Source organism: Microbulbifer maximicatervae (SeqCode) (genome assembly GCF_052466985.1).
Genome location: NZ_CP174298.1, coordinates 2,050,521 through 2,064,451 on the forward strand (window position 1 = coordinate 2,050,521; position 13,931 = coordinate 2,064,451).

The window sequence follows — 13,931 nt, forward strand, 5'->3', positions numbered from 1 at the left end:
ATCCCACACAGGAAGCAGTGGATAAAAAATAGTCAGCGCCATAAGCTAAAGATCAACGAATCCCCAGGCTTGGAAGAATACAAATCGCCACTTCACCAAAACCTCAAATGATAATAATTTTTATTTGCGTTTAGCGCCTAACTGAGGTAGCCTAGCGACCCATCATTACTTCTTCTTAAAAATTAATATTGGGGATAGACCTGTCTATATTGCTCAAGCTTAGAAACACAGGGACTGTCATTACTGCTGTCATGAACTCAAATTTATTTTCATTCACCGCTCCAATTCTTTTTGGGCTTGGCAGCCAGCCGCAGAGTTTGGAGGTAAAGAAGCAATGGATAGGCAGCTATCGCCTAATTCACATTGATGATAAGAATCAAATGCGACACCATGGTCGAACAAACAACCTATGGGTTACCCACTATTTCACAGGCAATACCTTTGATAATTTTAGGGTTATTATTCTAGATAAAATACTTATCTCTATGACCGAGACTCTTTATTTTTTCTCTGCAACAGTTGGTATTGTTACCGCTAGCTCTCTAGGATCAAATGGCTTAAAGAGTGCTGTATATGAAAAAAATCACAGAGAAGAAGCTACGACATCATGAACCAGGACCCCTTTAATGATATTTATAACCCTATATCCACGTTTTTAGGTGGGTTTCAAAATATCGAGTCCAATCACTTTTCTGGTTACCTAGTAGAAAGCACCTTTAGCGTGAAAAACTATTGTGACTCATTTTTTGAGCAGCTCAATGTTCCTTTTTCAGATGCATTAAACAACGCTGTCCCGTCCCGACGGGCCGAATTTCTTGCCGGGCGGGCCTGTGCTCACTTTGCTCTCAGCAAGCTGGGTACGCCGGTAAAAGAAATCCCTGTAGGAAAAAACCGCTGCCCAGTTTGGCCGAAGGGTGTACAAGCTTCTATTACCCATGCTAGCAACCGAGCAATCTGTGCAGCCAGCACTACTTCTCAAGGGGTTGGAATTGATTATGAAACAATTATCACAGATAAAACAGCCGAAGAAATCAGACACAATATAGTCAGTAATTCAGAAGTAAGACTACTATCAGAGAGCGGTTTTCCTTTGGAACAGTGGCTAACAATTGCTTTCTCAGTGAAAGAAAGCTTTTTCAAGGCGCTATACCCAAAAGTCGGAAAGTACTTTGACTTTCTGGAGGTTGAAATTACTTCAGTATCGCCCCAGCAACAAAAGTTAGAACTAATAATTTTGCAGGACCTCTCCCCCAGAGTTCTTAGTGGCAGCACCTATACGGCCACCTATCAACCCTATCAAGGCGGCATATTAAGTATCGTTGAATATTAATCACTACCGACTATACCGACAGCACTTCCGTTAAGAAGAGAAGGACCATTTTATGTCTGACGTTCCAGCTATTCTGAGCGCACGGACTCATATGAAACTCCCGGGTAATGACGAGCTGATCCAAAAAATGCCCTGCCCGTCTGATACCGCTTTAGCGATCGAACGAACTCGCCATCAGGTTGCCAGAATACTAAGCGGTGAAGATGACCGTCTGCTGGTTGTGGTCGGTCCGTGCTCAATTCACGACCCTGAAGCTGCGCTAGACTATGCGCAAAAACTGTCCGAAATTCAAAACCAGTTTGAAAGCAGTCTTTGTCTCGTCATGCGTACATATCTTGAGAAACCGCGTACTACTGTAGGCTGGAAAGGTTTTATTTATGATCCTCATTTGGATGGCAGCGCCGATATGCATACCGGGCTCAGCAAAGCCAGGGAGTTATTGCTCAACGTCAATGCACTGGGGTTAGGGGCTGCCACTGAATTCCTGTGCCCGCTGAATGCACTCTACATAGCAGATTTGATTTCTTGGGGAGCTATCGGCGCTCGTACCACGGAATCACAAACACACCGGGAATTAGCCTCTGCACTTCCCTGTCCTATCGGTTTTAAAAATAGTACTGACGGAAATGTCAAAGTTGCAATGGATGCGATTCAGGCAGCTCAATCTCAGCAGGTATTCTGTACCACAATCCGCAATGGAAAACTTGAAGCTGTTCAGTCTACAGGCAACCCCAACTGCCACTTAATTCTTCGTGGAGGAAGAAGGCCCAATTACCATGCTGAGGACATAGAACAGGCGATATCTCAGCTTGATTATGCATCGCTCCCCACCGGCATTATGGTGGATTGCAGCCACGGCAACAGCCAGAAAATACATAGTAATCAAATGATTGTTGCGGAGTCTCTCTGCGATCAAATCAGTACAGGGCAAAGAAATATCTCAGCTGTAATGATTGAGAGCTTCCTCGAAGAAGGAAGCCAAAAGATTTGCCCCTGGGACAAGATGACCTACGGACAATCGGTTACTGATGCTTGTATCGGCTGGAAGGATACTTATCAGGCGTTAGAGATGCTTTCTGACGCCGTTGTCAGACGTCGCCATCTATTCACCACCTCCCACAATATGGGAATGGAATTAAATCAAAGTGCTATGTAATAGTACTTCAGACATATTTAAGCTGCCATTACTTCACTGGCATGGCAGCATTCCAAAATACCGAAGATTGCGTACATCTCCACTAGATTCATAAACCATTAGCCGTAACAATTTGAATTCTCTACTTCCTGCCTGCCACTCTTCAGGTGAAATTACACTAAACTACCTTAGCCATAAGATAGACATCAGCATACTCACCATTTCGAAATGCATAATTTTTTGCAGTGCCTTCGACCTCAAATCCATACTTCTTATATAGACCTATAGCCTGTTCATTATCAGTATAAACCTCTAACTCTATACGGCGAACGGCAAGCCAGTTAATAGATAGGTTGAGCATCGCCTCCAAGAGCTTTGAGCCAACCCCACTCTTTTGATGCTCTTCACTTACTGCCATACCTATATTTGAGACATGCTTTCGCCTTGGATTCGAGAACACCTCCATTCCAATTTGGCCGACGATCATCCCATCCAGGACAGCTACGATGCTATAAAAGTTATCGGGGATATTCCCAAGAAATTTTTCCCATTTATCTATTGAAGGGTATGGGACTTGGAGTGTTCCCGCATAGCAGGAAGACTGAGCATATATATCTTTAATTTCAGGAATATCTTCTTTTCTACTATGTCTAATTTCTATACTCATGGACCCACTCTCGTATCACTTAATATAAATTCCACCAGCTTATTAAATTTATAAATTAATAATTATCGAGAGTATACTCTCAATATTATGAATTTCGGTAGAGATAACTTTCCTATTATGACTCATCTCCACAACCACGCCTCAATCTAAATAAATACAGCGTCTATCAAAATCCGGATGCATATTTGCTCGTATATTCATTATCACGCCTATAGAACATACAATTTTACTCGTCCACCCTTTTCTATCTGTAAAACGGTGGAAGGTCCATCGCAGTGCAGCTGGCAGTTAAGCTCGTGCCGAGAATGCTTTGTGATATACAACCTCTCCACTCGGAAAGTCGTCATCAAACGACAGTGCCTGGAAATACTCTACGGGTACATCGGGCAAAACCAGCCCTTTGACAACTTTGAAACCAAAACGCCCGTAATAAGTAGGCTCCCCCAGTACAACGCAACCTGCCGCACCTTGTTCTTTGAGGTCAGCCAGGACGCTCCGAACAAGCTTTGAGCCAACCCCTCTTCCTTGATACTCAGGTAGTACTGAAATCGGCCCGAGCCCGAACCAGTTGGCTGAGCCATCAGAAATAACAACTGGAGAAATGGCAATGTGACCTACAATTTCTTCATCCACTTCAGCCACCTTAGATATAAATAATGCATCAGCTTGGCGAAGGGCCTTCACGATAAATTGCTCAGAGTGATCTGTATACGGAGCATCCCGAAAAGCCAAGGTAGTGACTCTGTGGATTGGCTCAATATCTCTTTTACTCTCTTTGCGTATCTGAATATCCAAATTTTGTTCTCTCTAAACTTCTTAAAATATTTTCCCGGCTTTGTTGTATTGAAATTTTTTCTTTAAATTGACACTCTTTCTATCTCCCACAAGTAGATTACTTTTTGAGTAAATTCCTACGATTCTTGATTCATCTGATTTGATACCTTAACGCATTACGCAACAGGCATTGAATGTGACGCAACTTGTCCATGTACCTTCTTTTTGGCCGACGATGTAAGCTGATAAGCTGCCAGGCCATACCATATCAAAGTAACGGCCACCCAAATCCTTTGTGTAACTCCTTTGTATCCAACAGGCATATATCCGTAACTAAAGAACCAAAAGAAAACAACGTGAATCAAGGTTACAAGTACGCATAAATCCTGGAATTTCTTTGAGATATAATAATTGCGCATCTCTAAAGCAAATATAACAGGAACAACCATTAAGATACTTGTTAGTCCATATACATCATGTAATGGGCTATTCATAATGAAGAGCCCCGCAAAAATCTATGTTACACCAAATGCAAACATCGTTAAAAAAGTAAATTTAGCCTTTGCGAGTGACAAACAAACCAGTGAAAATATACACATAGAAAGACCAATCAATATATCTGTAAGCCTATGTGAATATGAAAAGAAAGGTGATTCCAGTGCTAGCTCACTAATATGCTGAGTCACAATACTATAGCCTGGCAAAAACAACCCCAAGAAAATATTATACAGTGCAAACACAGGTATCAGCATTGCCTGCCTAATGAATATCAAATCCCGATTACCCAAAACTCACTCCATCTTGTAGAAAAATTAACATCCACATCTCAGACAAGCCAGCGCTACCTGACTGCCCAATGCAGGCTCATGTGATCGAAAAACACGGCATCAGCTTATCAAGTAACACCCTACATTGTGACGTAAAGTTGCCGAGAATACGCATGACAGCGATTTATAGCCAATAAGGCATTTTCCAGGATACTCTCTTCAACACTATTGCCAAATAAGAGCGCGTACCTAGAGTTCTCCGAATCTTGTATTTTGAACTCGTACTCAATATCGAAGTGCTCAGCTAAAATATCCTCGATATAATCGAGATGATCCCAACTGAAAAACTCTAAACACATGCCAAAATCTGGATCACAGGAAATTCTAAGTTCTTTCAATAATGTCGATCTATCAACCATAGTCACTTAATGCCAATCACTCATGGAGAGGCTCGAAGCGCTGCCCCCAGAAAGCATGATAGCCTTAGTACTTACCAGATGCATTCTTCTTAACAGGCACTTCTGATCTGTAGCACTTCATATGTATATTTATCTAATTCATCTTCATTTGAATAAATATCAGGGTAAACTACCCTGTGCTCTTTTATCAATTTGAAAATCTTACACGTGGCTTTCTTGCTTTCACTATCTACAGACGGTAAGCACCCATCACTAATCATGACAAATGTGTCAACTGACATTCGCAGCATCTCTGAGTCACTGCATAACTCCCTTTGTCTGTTCCTACCTACTGAGTTAAGATATTTATCTTTAAGGGTATACAAAGAAGCTATTTGTCACTTTGTACAAAGGTACCCCTAAAGACATCTTACAGCCGCACAATATACCAACATTTTCCTCGTTTTGACGACATACGTAAATCTGCATAAATCAATCCGTTTACACAGATTTTACAATTGATGTAACTATTCCCTTGAAGTATTAGCAACAGGCGGGGACGGTACAGCCACTATTTAAAATAGTGTAAGCAGGGATATACTAGGATACTCTTTTCGATCCATCGCTATACTAGAAAGCTTCTTGAATTTTACTACTTGCGCTATACCACTCTCGACAATCCAGAGTAGGAAAAAAGCGCCTGGCTAGGCTGCGAAATCAGTATCCAGCAGCCTTATAGGGACCAAAGTTCTTACGATAAACAAGTAACGTTCGCTTGTAGGCGCAAACCCATTCACCATGTTGATTTTGAGCGCGGGAATATATGCTAAGCAACCCCTGTTCAGGCCTTGATTTTGACTCCCTTTTGGAAAGTATCTCAGATTCGAAGTATAAAGTATCTCCCACATAAACTGGCTGCAACTCACAGTCACTCATCTCCAAGTTGGCTACAACCTTTCCAAACGTCCTAGTTGTATGCGCCATTGCGCTTAAAACAAATGTCTCCAATACTCGTTGCCTATCACCATAAACTCGACGCGCATATACCTTATCAGTGATAAACGGGCTGAGATCGAATGAGCGAAGTGCATAGTCGACACAGCTAGCTTCAGTGAAGGTTCGACCTGGACGATGCTCGAATATTTGCCCCACTTCAAAATCTTCAAAGTCTATTCCGACCGTTTCTATATAAACGTTATCTTCTACTTCCCGCAAAAAATTAAATGACTCTTTCATTGAGGTCACCTAAATATGGAAAATGGAAACTTAGTAGCCGTTCGCAGAGAAAGGCAGGTGATTGCGCTTGAAAATCAACATATCACACTGCATTTCGCAAATAGTCTTCTTGTCTTGATTCTTTCCATATATAACAATTTCTACTAGCCCCGCGTCGTCATACTCACTACCTGCCTGGACTTCGAGAACCTTACTCTCAGAATACAAGGTATCACCGCCATAAGCTGGTGCCACCATGGAAATTTTTCTCCAACCAACAATTTTTTTCCGTCGATTGTAGGTCTTCCAGATCAATCCCATTAGCTGTTGAACCGCTAAAGTAGTATCGATTAACGGCTTACCGAATTCAGTTTGGGCGGTGTAACACTCATCAAAATGCAGCATGGCTTGATTTAAGGTCTTGACGCACTCTTCCTTATTATCGTGCTGGCTAATGGTAACGCCGGGCCTATGGTGAAAAACCTGGCCTACCTTAAAGTCTTCAAAATCGAGACCGTAACGCTCTCGGTAGCGATTTTTACCGGCCTTTATATATGCGGGAAAATGATAGCGGGGCATAGAAACCTCTTGCCTTACCGAAAGGCTCCGGTGAGTTTGGCTCTGCTACAGTACGGTCACAATCCCTTCGAGGCCGCCACAGTTTTCAGTGCCCGCTCAACCACGGGCATATCCACCATCTGTCCATCAACTACAAGAACTCCACCATGATTCTCTTTATAAGCTTTCAGTACTCGCTGAGCATGAGAGAGCGCCTCACTAGATGGTGCCAATCCTTGGTGAATCGGTTTAATTTGCTTTGGATGGATGGCTATTTTTCCAGAAAACCCCAGGGCAGAGACCCTCTGTGTTTCCTCAATTAGGCTTCTTTCATCATCCAGTTCCAAATAGGGGCCATCTACAGCATCAATGCCGGCAAATGCAGCAGCCTGAACCAGCCGCCCCCTGCCATATAAAAGAGCATCCCAGCTCATATCCGACCCCACTGTTGCACTGTAATCAGCCGCACCAAAGGCCAAACAAACCACCTCCTCTACCTGGGCAATACTCAACGCATTCTCCAAACCTTTTGGGGATTCAATCAGGGCTATTATTCGAATCGTTTTATGGGAGGGGGCCATAACCTGGCAAAAACCAATCACTTCTTCTGCTGATTGAACCTTGGGAAGAATCACAACATCTGGCAGTTGCGGCAGATCTAGCAGCATCAACATATCCTTGATACCGCAATCGCTATCGAGCTGGTTGATTCTCAACGCGCGCTGAGTGGGAATAATATCCTCTCCTGTAAAGAAATTGACCACCTGCTCTCTTGCAGTATCTTTATCTTCCAGGGAAACGGCATTTTCCAAATCCACACAGGCAATATCTGCTCCGCTGGTCATTGCTTTTTCATAGCGATCCGGCCGGGTCGCAGGGACAAACAGGACGCTGCGAAAATACTTGCTTCTCTTAGTCGCACTACCCATCTGGCGGCACCCTCTCAACAATTTGACACATAGCCGGATATCCGTTTCCGGTGCCCTTCTCCGCACCCGGATTCTGAACAATCCAGTAGCTCACCAAAAGACTAGCAACTCTGTATTAAATCGCGACACTCACCTTCAGTAAGCCCTGCCTGTCAGAGGGTCACCAAAATACGGGTGACCGACTATTCCCAATATCTACCAGCCAATCCCATCTAATTTACGACTCTTGCTCTATTCTGAGAAATACGGCGTATCTATATTTAGTGGAATATTCCGACATGTTACCTCTCGCAGGCTTGCGGATTGTCGCAGTAGAACAATATGGTGCCGGCCCTTTTGGTACCTTGTATCTGGCAAATCTTGGAGCGGAAATCATTAAGGTCGAAGATATCTCTCGTGGAGGAGATGTAGGCCGTACGGTTGGCCCCTACTTCCTGGAAGGTGAACCCGGGGACAATAGCAGCCTTTTTTTCCAGACTTTCAACCACAACAAACGCAGTTTATCCCTCAATCTTTCCTCTCCCCAAGGCCAGCAAATCTTGCACAAGCTAATTCTTGGTGCAGATGCCCTGACCGACAACCTGCGCGGAGATGTTCCAGACAAGTTGGGTATTACGTACAAACAACTGGGAAAGCTGAACCCAAAAATTGTTTGCGCCCACTTGACTGCCTACGGCCGCAGCGGCGATAGGGCCAAGTGGCCGGGATATGATTACCCCGTGCAGGCAGAGGCAGGCTATTTCAAGCTAACTGGTGAACCTGACAGTCCACCCACCCGATGCGGCCTGTCCCTGGTGGATTTATCCACCGGGGTGGCTCTCGCGCTGGCCGTTGTTTCCGGTGTACTTAATGCCAGGGAAACTGGCAAGGGGCGAGATATCGATGTCAGCCTTTTTGATAACGCTTTATATAATTTAAGTTATGTGGCCATGTGGCAGTTAAATGCGGGGCACAATCAAAAGCGGGTGCCGCGATCAGCACACTTTTCCCTAAGCCCTTGTCAACTTTATAAGACAAAGGACGACTGGATTTACCTGATGTGCAATAAGGAAAAGTTCTGGAAATCCCTGTGTCAATGTATTGAACATCCGGAATTAGCTGACGCACCCAAGTTTGTAAATTTCAGGGAGCGCAGGAAAAACCAATCGGAGTTAACCGAAATACTGGATGAGATACTGTCAAAAAAAGATACTGCAGAGTGGCTGAAAATTTTAGCTGGTCAGGTGCCGGCAGCCCCGGTATATGATGTTGAGCAGGCGCTAACAAATCCCTTTGTTTCCGATACTGACCGCATCCAAACAATGCCCAGTGATCACGGCAAGGATATTAAAATATTGGCGCCGTCAATTCGCTGTGATGGAGAGATGGTTAATTTCAAGCGGGCACCTACCCTGGGAGAAGACACCAAGGATATCCTGGCTGAGCTTGGCTATTCCGGGGCTGAGATAGCCAAGCTCGCCAAGTACGGCATCATTTGAAAGAACTATTGATCATCGAGAAGCTGAAAGCTCTCCGCCAATAGTTGCGCCTGCAATTGCGACCACTGATCCTGGGGGATTGAAACTGGCACGGTGACGTCACTGGCATATTCCGCCTGCCCACAACTCCCCTGGTGACGTCCCACCAAAAAGCGCAGGCGGGCTTCCTGGGAAAAATCACAGCAAACCGAAACATGCAGCAGGGGAATAAAAGGCTGTAAAGGAATATCTTGCAGCGCTGCACCTACCGCACCGCGATAGGCGCGCATCAAGCCACCCACCCCAAGCTTGGTACCACCAAAATAGCGGGTCACGATTGCACCCACATTACCGACACCCTGCTTCAGCAACAATTCCAACATTGGCCGCCCAGCGCTACCGCCGGGCTCGCCGTCGTCATCTGCTTGCATAACTTCCGGATTGGAAGGATTGCCGATTACCAGCGCGGTACAGTGGTGGCTTGCATCGGGATATTGAGCGCGGACAGTATCCAGCTGTTGCTGAAAAGCCGCTTTATCCTCTACTGGCCCCAGCCAACAAATAAAACGGCTCTTCTTTTCTTCTGTCTCACTGACAACGGGAGATGAGGGAATCTGATAACTCACCGACAATATCGTCCCAGCGCTGGTTTTTTAATTTTTCGTACAAAGGCTGGAGCTTGGTTTGCCAGACTTTATTGTCGACAACGCCTACGTGCTTGCAGCGAATAGTCCCCTCGGAATCCACTAGGAAAGTTTCCGGCGCACCGAAAACACCGAGGTCCAGCGCCAAACGGCCATCTCTATCGGCGAGGCTATACAAGTAAGGATTGTGGAATTTCTCCAACCACTTGATTGCTGCGTCATCCTCATCTTTGAGGTTAACGCCAACGATCGGCACACCCTGCTCAGCCAGAGCATTCAAATAGGGGTGCTCTACCCGGCAAGCTACACACCAAGTGGCCCACACATTCATCAAATGCGGGCCATTCGGAAGATCTTTCTTCTCTACAATTTGGCTGTTATCCGCCACTTTTTGCAAAGAGAATTCCGGCACCGGTTTATTCAGCAAGGCCGATGGCATTTCCTGTGGATTCAGGTAGAGGCCCCGCCAAAATAACAGGGCCAACACGACAAATATTACCAGGGGCAAAAAGAGTTTGAGTCTAGACATTATCCTTTCCAACTATTACGCCGTAGCAACATTGCCTGTAACTTCTACATCTACAGGTTTAGCGGCTTTCGCTTTGCGATAGCGCTTATCCGCTACAGCAATAGCTCCACCAATCGCCATCAGAAGCGAGCCCAGCCAAATCCATACCACAAAGGCTTTGTACTGAAGTCGCACAGCCCAATCACCGCTTGGGTTAGACCTGTCCATCGGCTCACCGAGGGCCACATAAATATCGCGGAAGAATCCAGTATCAATCGCCGCCTCTGTCATGGTGTTGCCACCAGACAGGTAATTGCGTTTCTGGGGATGCAGCTCTGCAACCGGCTTCCCGTCCTTACTGACATGCAATACACCTTCAAAGGCTCGGTAATTAGGCCCCTGAACCATACGAACACCGTCAAATTTGAAGTCGTAACCGGAAACCTGGAAACTGTCCCCAGCACCCATACGCACATCTTCCTCAATGCTGTAAACGGTAGTCAGTACTACTCCCAACACAGAAACCGCCAGGCCGATATGTGCGATATGCATACCGTAGTAACTGGCTCTCTGGCGCTTAAGGCCGGCAAAAAACGAGCTGGAGTTACGAGTCTTGGCCACGATATCTGCGATGCTGGAAGCAAAGACCCAGATACCAATAAAGATTCCCAGCGCCGCTCCCCAGTGGAAATCTCCCAGAGCCAGGGTCCACAGCAACGCAACTACCAAGGAAGCGACAAATGGCAAACGCCATGCGCTCAGCAGCTTGTCCCAGCGGCTGTCTTTCCAGTTAGCTCGTACCCCCATCCCTACCAGCAGACACAGAACCACCATCAGGGGAACAAAAAACAGGTTATAGAATGGCGGGCCTACACTTACCTTGCCCCAGTTCATTGCATCGGCCAGAAGCGGGTAAAGAGTACCGGTCAAAACCATGCCCATAATCAGCATCAACAGGATGTTATTGCCAAGCAGGAAGGTTTCCAAAGAGCGGAAAGAGAAAACACTGCGAGCGCTGACTGTCGGTGCGCGCAGGGCAAATAACAGCAGCGAAGTGCCGACAATTACAGCCAGGAAGCCCAGAATAAAGCTGCCTCGCAGTGGGTCAGTAGCAAATGCATGCACCGAGGTAATCACCCCTGAGCGCACCAGGAAGGTGCCGAGCAGGCTGAGACTGAAAGCGAAAATCGCCAGCAGGATAGTCCAGCTCTTAAACAGCCCACGCTTCTCAGTTACCGCCAAGGAGTGCATCAAGGCAGTCCCTACCAACCAAGGCATCAGGGATGCATTCTCAACCGGGTCCCAGAACCACCAGCCACCCCAGCCCAGCTCGTAATAAGCCCACCAGCTACCCAGGGCAATACCCAAAGTCAGGAAGCCCCAAGCCACAGCCGTCCAGGGTCTTGCCCAACGGGCCCACACCGCGTCCAACTGGCCACCGAGCAGTGCCGCAATGGCAAAAGCAAAGGCTACCGAGAAACCCACATACCCCATATAAAGTAAGGGCGGATGGAAAATCATACCCGGGTCCTGCAACAGCGGGTTCAGGTCAGAACCTTCCATCGGCGGGAATGGCAGGGTGCGATCAAATGGGTTGGAGGTAAACAGAATAAACAGGAAAAACCCGATCAGTACGAAACCGAGTACGGATAAAACCCGCGCGGAAAGCTCTGGGGGCAGCTGCTTACCAAACAGCGCTACTGCCGCAGCCCAACCAGCCTGAATCAAAAGCCACAACAGAATGGAGCCCTCATGCCCACCCCATACAGCGGTAACTTTGTAATAAACCGGCAGGATACTGTTGGAGTTCTGTGCTACGTAATTAACCGTGAAATCACTTTGCACAAAAGAAGTGGTCAGGCAGGCAAAAGCGATCAGAACGAACGCAAAAATACCCAGAGCCAGCGGACGCCCCGCATCCATCCACACAGGGCGCGATGAATAGCTACCGGCCATCGGCACTGTTGCGAGAGCAACCGAAAGCAGCAAGCCGACAATTAACGCAAAATGGCCCAGCTCAGGGATCATATTTTCGCTCCATCGGAACAACCTTCATGGGAAACCATGGTGTCGGCTACTTCAGGTGGCGTATAAGTTTCATCGTGCTTGGCCAGAACCTGGTCCGCACGCAGAACACCACTCGGCATCAACTGGCCGGTAATCACTGCTGCTTCGCCTTCGGCAAATAGGTCCGGCAGGATTTTGTCGAAGACAACGGAGAGTTGGGCCTCACCATCAGTAATCACAAACTGTACATCCAGGCTGTCATTGGACCGCTGAACACTACCAGGAACAACACACCCTCCCGCACGGATTCGCTTCTCCATTGGAACTTCACCCGCTGCAAAGGCCTTGGGGGCATAGAAATAATCGATGTTGCCGCGCATCGCATAGGCTACAAAACCTATGGCTGCACTGGACAAAACCACCAGGACAAGTACGAGTATCAGGCGTTGCTTGCGTACAGGGTGCATTTTCTTAGTCCTACTCCATAACTATTTAATTCTATTGCGCCGATAGGTTCTCCATCGCCCTATCCGCTGGAACCCGGCAGATTGAAATTAAGCCGGCTCCTCTGCTATTTCTTTCTTTGTGGTTACTGTGCGCTCACTCACTGCCTGGCGACGGCGTTGGGCAATTTTCTGCTGTCGCACCAGCTCTGCCTTCAGGCCGCGGCGTGCGATGTAAGGGTAGAGAGCCATCCCCGCGAGACTCAGGAAAGTCACCGCGTAGGACACCCACACAAATACACCGTGGCCGTCCATCGTTAGGAAATCAGCCAGGTTGGCAAATTGAAACTCCATTTTATCGACCTCCCGCCAGTTCTTCCTGTACCCACTTGGTGCGCATCTCGCGCTTGAGCAGCAGAGTGCGGGTGTGAGTCAGCAGGGTCCAGGCATACATACAGTAGAAACCGATAATCATGGTCAGCAGCGGGTAGAACATACTCGGATCAATACTGCTGGATTCGGTCAGGCGAATGGTCGCGGGCTGGTGCAAGGTAAACCACCAGTCTACGGACTTGTAAATAATCGGGATATTCACGGTGCCCACCAGTGCCAGCAGCGCAGAAGCTTTGTCGGCGACCTGCTCCCGGTTCACTGCGTGGGTAAGTGCCATAACGCCGACATAGAGAAACAGGAGTATCAGCATTGAAGTAATGCGGGCGTCCCATACCCAGTAAGCACCCCATGTAGGTTTACCCCACACAGCACCGGTAAATAGCGAGACAAAGGTCAATACCGCACCGATCGGCGCGGCAGCGCGCATCACGGCAAAGGAGAGCTTCATCTTCCAGATCAAGCCGATAGCACCGCTGATCGCCATAATGTAGTAACCGGCCAGAGCCAGGAAGGCGGCGGGTACATGGATAAAGATAATGCGGTAACTATTGCCCTGCTTGGCATCTTCTGGGGCAAAACCCAGGCCCCAAACACTGCCTACAGCGAGCAATACAACACTAGCCAGCGCCAGCCATGGCAGCCAGGCTTCAGTTTTTTGATAGAACCAGCGGGGCGAACCCAGGCGGTGAAACCATTGCCAAGCCAA

General features: G+C 47.0%; 15 protein-coding genes. 4 read left to right on the forward strand and 11 right to left on the reverse strand.

Features of this window, described 5'->3' with window-relative positions:
- Nucleotides 1–209: 209 nt before the first annotated feature.
- Genes ACJJI3_RS08880 through ACJJI3_RS08890 form a run of 3 tightly spaced genes read left to right on the forward strand, consistent with a single transcriptional unit; the run spans nucleotide 210 to nucleotide 2,486 of the window.
- Nucleotides 210–611: a hypothetical protein gene (locus ACJJI3_RS08880; protein WP_444942187.1), complete on the forward strand. Its 402-nt coding sequence runs from the start codon at nucleotides 210–212 to the stop codon at nucleotides 609–611.
- Complete coding sequence (locus ACJJI3_RS08885; protein WP_444942188.1) at nucleotides 608–1,330, forward strand: 4'-phosphopantetheinyl transferase family protein; 723 nt, start codon at nucleotides 608–610, stop codon at nucleotides 1,328–1,330. The genes ACJJI3_RS08880 and ACJJI3_RS08885 overlap by 4 nt, the downstream gene beginning before the upstream one ends.
- A gap of 52 nt (nucleotides 1,331–1,382) precedes the next feature.
- The gene (locus ACJJI3_RS08890; RefSeq protein ID WP_444942189.1) at nucleotides 1,383–2,486 is read left to right on the forward strand and encodes a 3-deoxy-7-phosphoheptulonate synthase; all 1,104 of its coding nucleotides are present in this window, start codon (nucleotides 1,383–1,385) and stop codon (nucleotides 2,484–2,486) included.
- 157 nt (nucleotides 2,487–2,643) lie between these two features.
- Here ACJJI3_RS08890 and ACJJI3_RS08895 read toward each other — a convergent pair whose 3' ends face one another.
- From ACJJI3_RS08895 to ACJJI3_RS08915, 5 genes are all read right to left on the reverse strand, one after another.
- Complete coding sequence (locus ACJJI3_RS08895) at nucleotides 2,644–3,132, reverse strand: GNAT family N-acetyltransferase (protein WP_413665117.1); 489 nt, start codon at nucleotides 3,130–3,132, stop codon at nucleotides 2,644–2,646.
- Between the two features lie 288 nt (nucleotides 3,133–3,420).
- On the reverse strand, nucleotides 3,421–3,927 hold the full coding sequence (locus tag ACJJI3_RS08900; protein ID WP_444916645.1) for a GNAT family N-acetyltransferase: 507 nt from the start codon (nucleotides 3,925–3,927) through the stop codon (nucleotides 3,421–3,423).
- A gap of 1,861 nt (nucleotides 3,928–5,788) precedes the next feature.
- Entirely contained in the window at nucleotides 5,789–6,307 is a 519-nt protein-coding gene (locus ACJJI3_RS08905) for a MaoC family dehydratase (RefSeq protein WP_413665113.1), read from the reverse strand.
- 30 nt (nucleotides 6,308–6,337) lie between these two features.
- Nucleotides 6,338–6,865, reverse strand: a complete 528-nt coding sequence (locus tag ACJJI3_RS08910; RefSeq protein WP_444942190.1) for a MaoC family dehydratase — start codon at nucleotides 6,863–6,865, stop codon at nucleotides 6,338–6,340.
- A gap of 56 nt (nucleotides 6,866–6,921) precedes the next feature.
- A complete protein-coding gene (locus ACJJI3_RS08915; protein ID WP_444942191.1) occupies nucleotides 6,922–7,773 on the reverse strand; it encodes an HpcH/HpaI aldolase/citrate lyase family protein in 852 nt (283 codons plus the stop codon).
- A gap of 278 nt (nucleotides 7,774–8,051) precedes the next feature.
- On the opposite strand from ACJJI3_RS08915, the gene ACJJI3_RS08920 reads away from it, so the two are divergent.
- Nucleotides 8,052–9,251, forward strand: coding sequence for a CaiB/BaiF CoA transferase family protein (locus ACJJI3_RS08920; RefSeq protein ID WP_444942192.1), 1,200 nt, complete (start codon nucleotides 8,052–8,054; stop codon nucleotides 9,249–9,251).
- 5 nt (nucleotides 9,252–9,256) lie between these two features.
- On the opposite strand, the gene ACJJI3_RS08925 is transcribed toward ACJJI3_RS08920, so the two are convergent.
- From ACJJI3_RS08925 to ACJJI3_RS08950, 6 genes are all read right to left on the reverse strand, one after another.
- Nucleotides 9,257–9,856: an IMPACT family protein gene (locus ACJJI3_RS08925; protein WP_444942193.1), complete on the reverse strand. Its 600-nt coding sequence runs from the start codon at nucleotides 9,854–9,856 to the stop codon at nucleotides 9,257–9,259.
- Nucleotides 9,819–10,403, reverse strand: a complete 585-nt coding sequence (locus ACJJI3_RS08930; RefSeq protein ID WP_413665108.1) for a DsbE family thiol:disulfide interchange protein — start codon at nucleotides 10,401–10,403, stop codon at nucleotides 9,819–9,821. The genes ACJJI3_RS08925 and ACJJI3_RS08930 overlap by 38 nt, the downstream gene beginning before the upstream one ends.
- Before the next feature lie 15 nt (nucleotides 10,404–10,418).
- Nucleotides 10,419–12,410 (reverse strand): heme lyase CcmF/NrfE family subunit, encoded by a 1,992-nt coding sequence (locus tag ACJJI3_RS08935; RefSeq protein ID WP_444942194.1) that lies wholly within the window; start codon nucleotides 12,408–12,410, stop codon nucleotides 10,419–10,421.
- A complete protein-coding gene (locus tag ACJJI3_RS08940) occupies nucleotides 12,407–12,856 on the reverse strand; it encodes a cytochrome c maturation protein CcmE (protein WP_444942195.1) in 450 nt (149 codons plus the stop codon). Before ACJJI3_RS08940 ends, ACJJI3_RS08935 begins: the two co-directional genes overlap by 4 nt.
- 87 nt (nucleotides 12,857–12,943) lie before the next feature.
- Complete coding sequence (gene ccmD / locus ACJJI3_RS08945) at nucleotides 12,944–13,186, reverse strand: heme exporter protein CcmD (RefSeq protein ID WP_444896642.1); 243 nt, start codon at nucleotides 13,184–13,186, stop codon at nucleotides 12,944–12,946.
- A gap of 1 nt (nucleotide 13,187) precedes the next feature.
- Complete coding sequence (locus ACJJI3_RS08950) at nucleotides 13,188–13,931, reverse strand: heme ABC transporter permease (RefSeq protein WP_282933518.1); 744 nt, start codon at nucleotides 13,929–13,931, stop codon at nucleotides 13,188–13,190.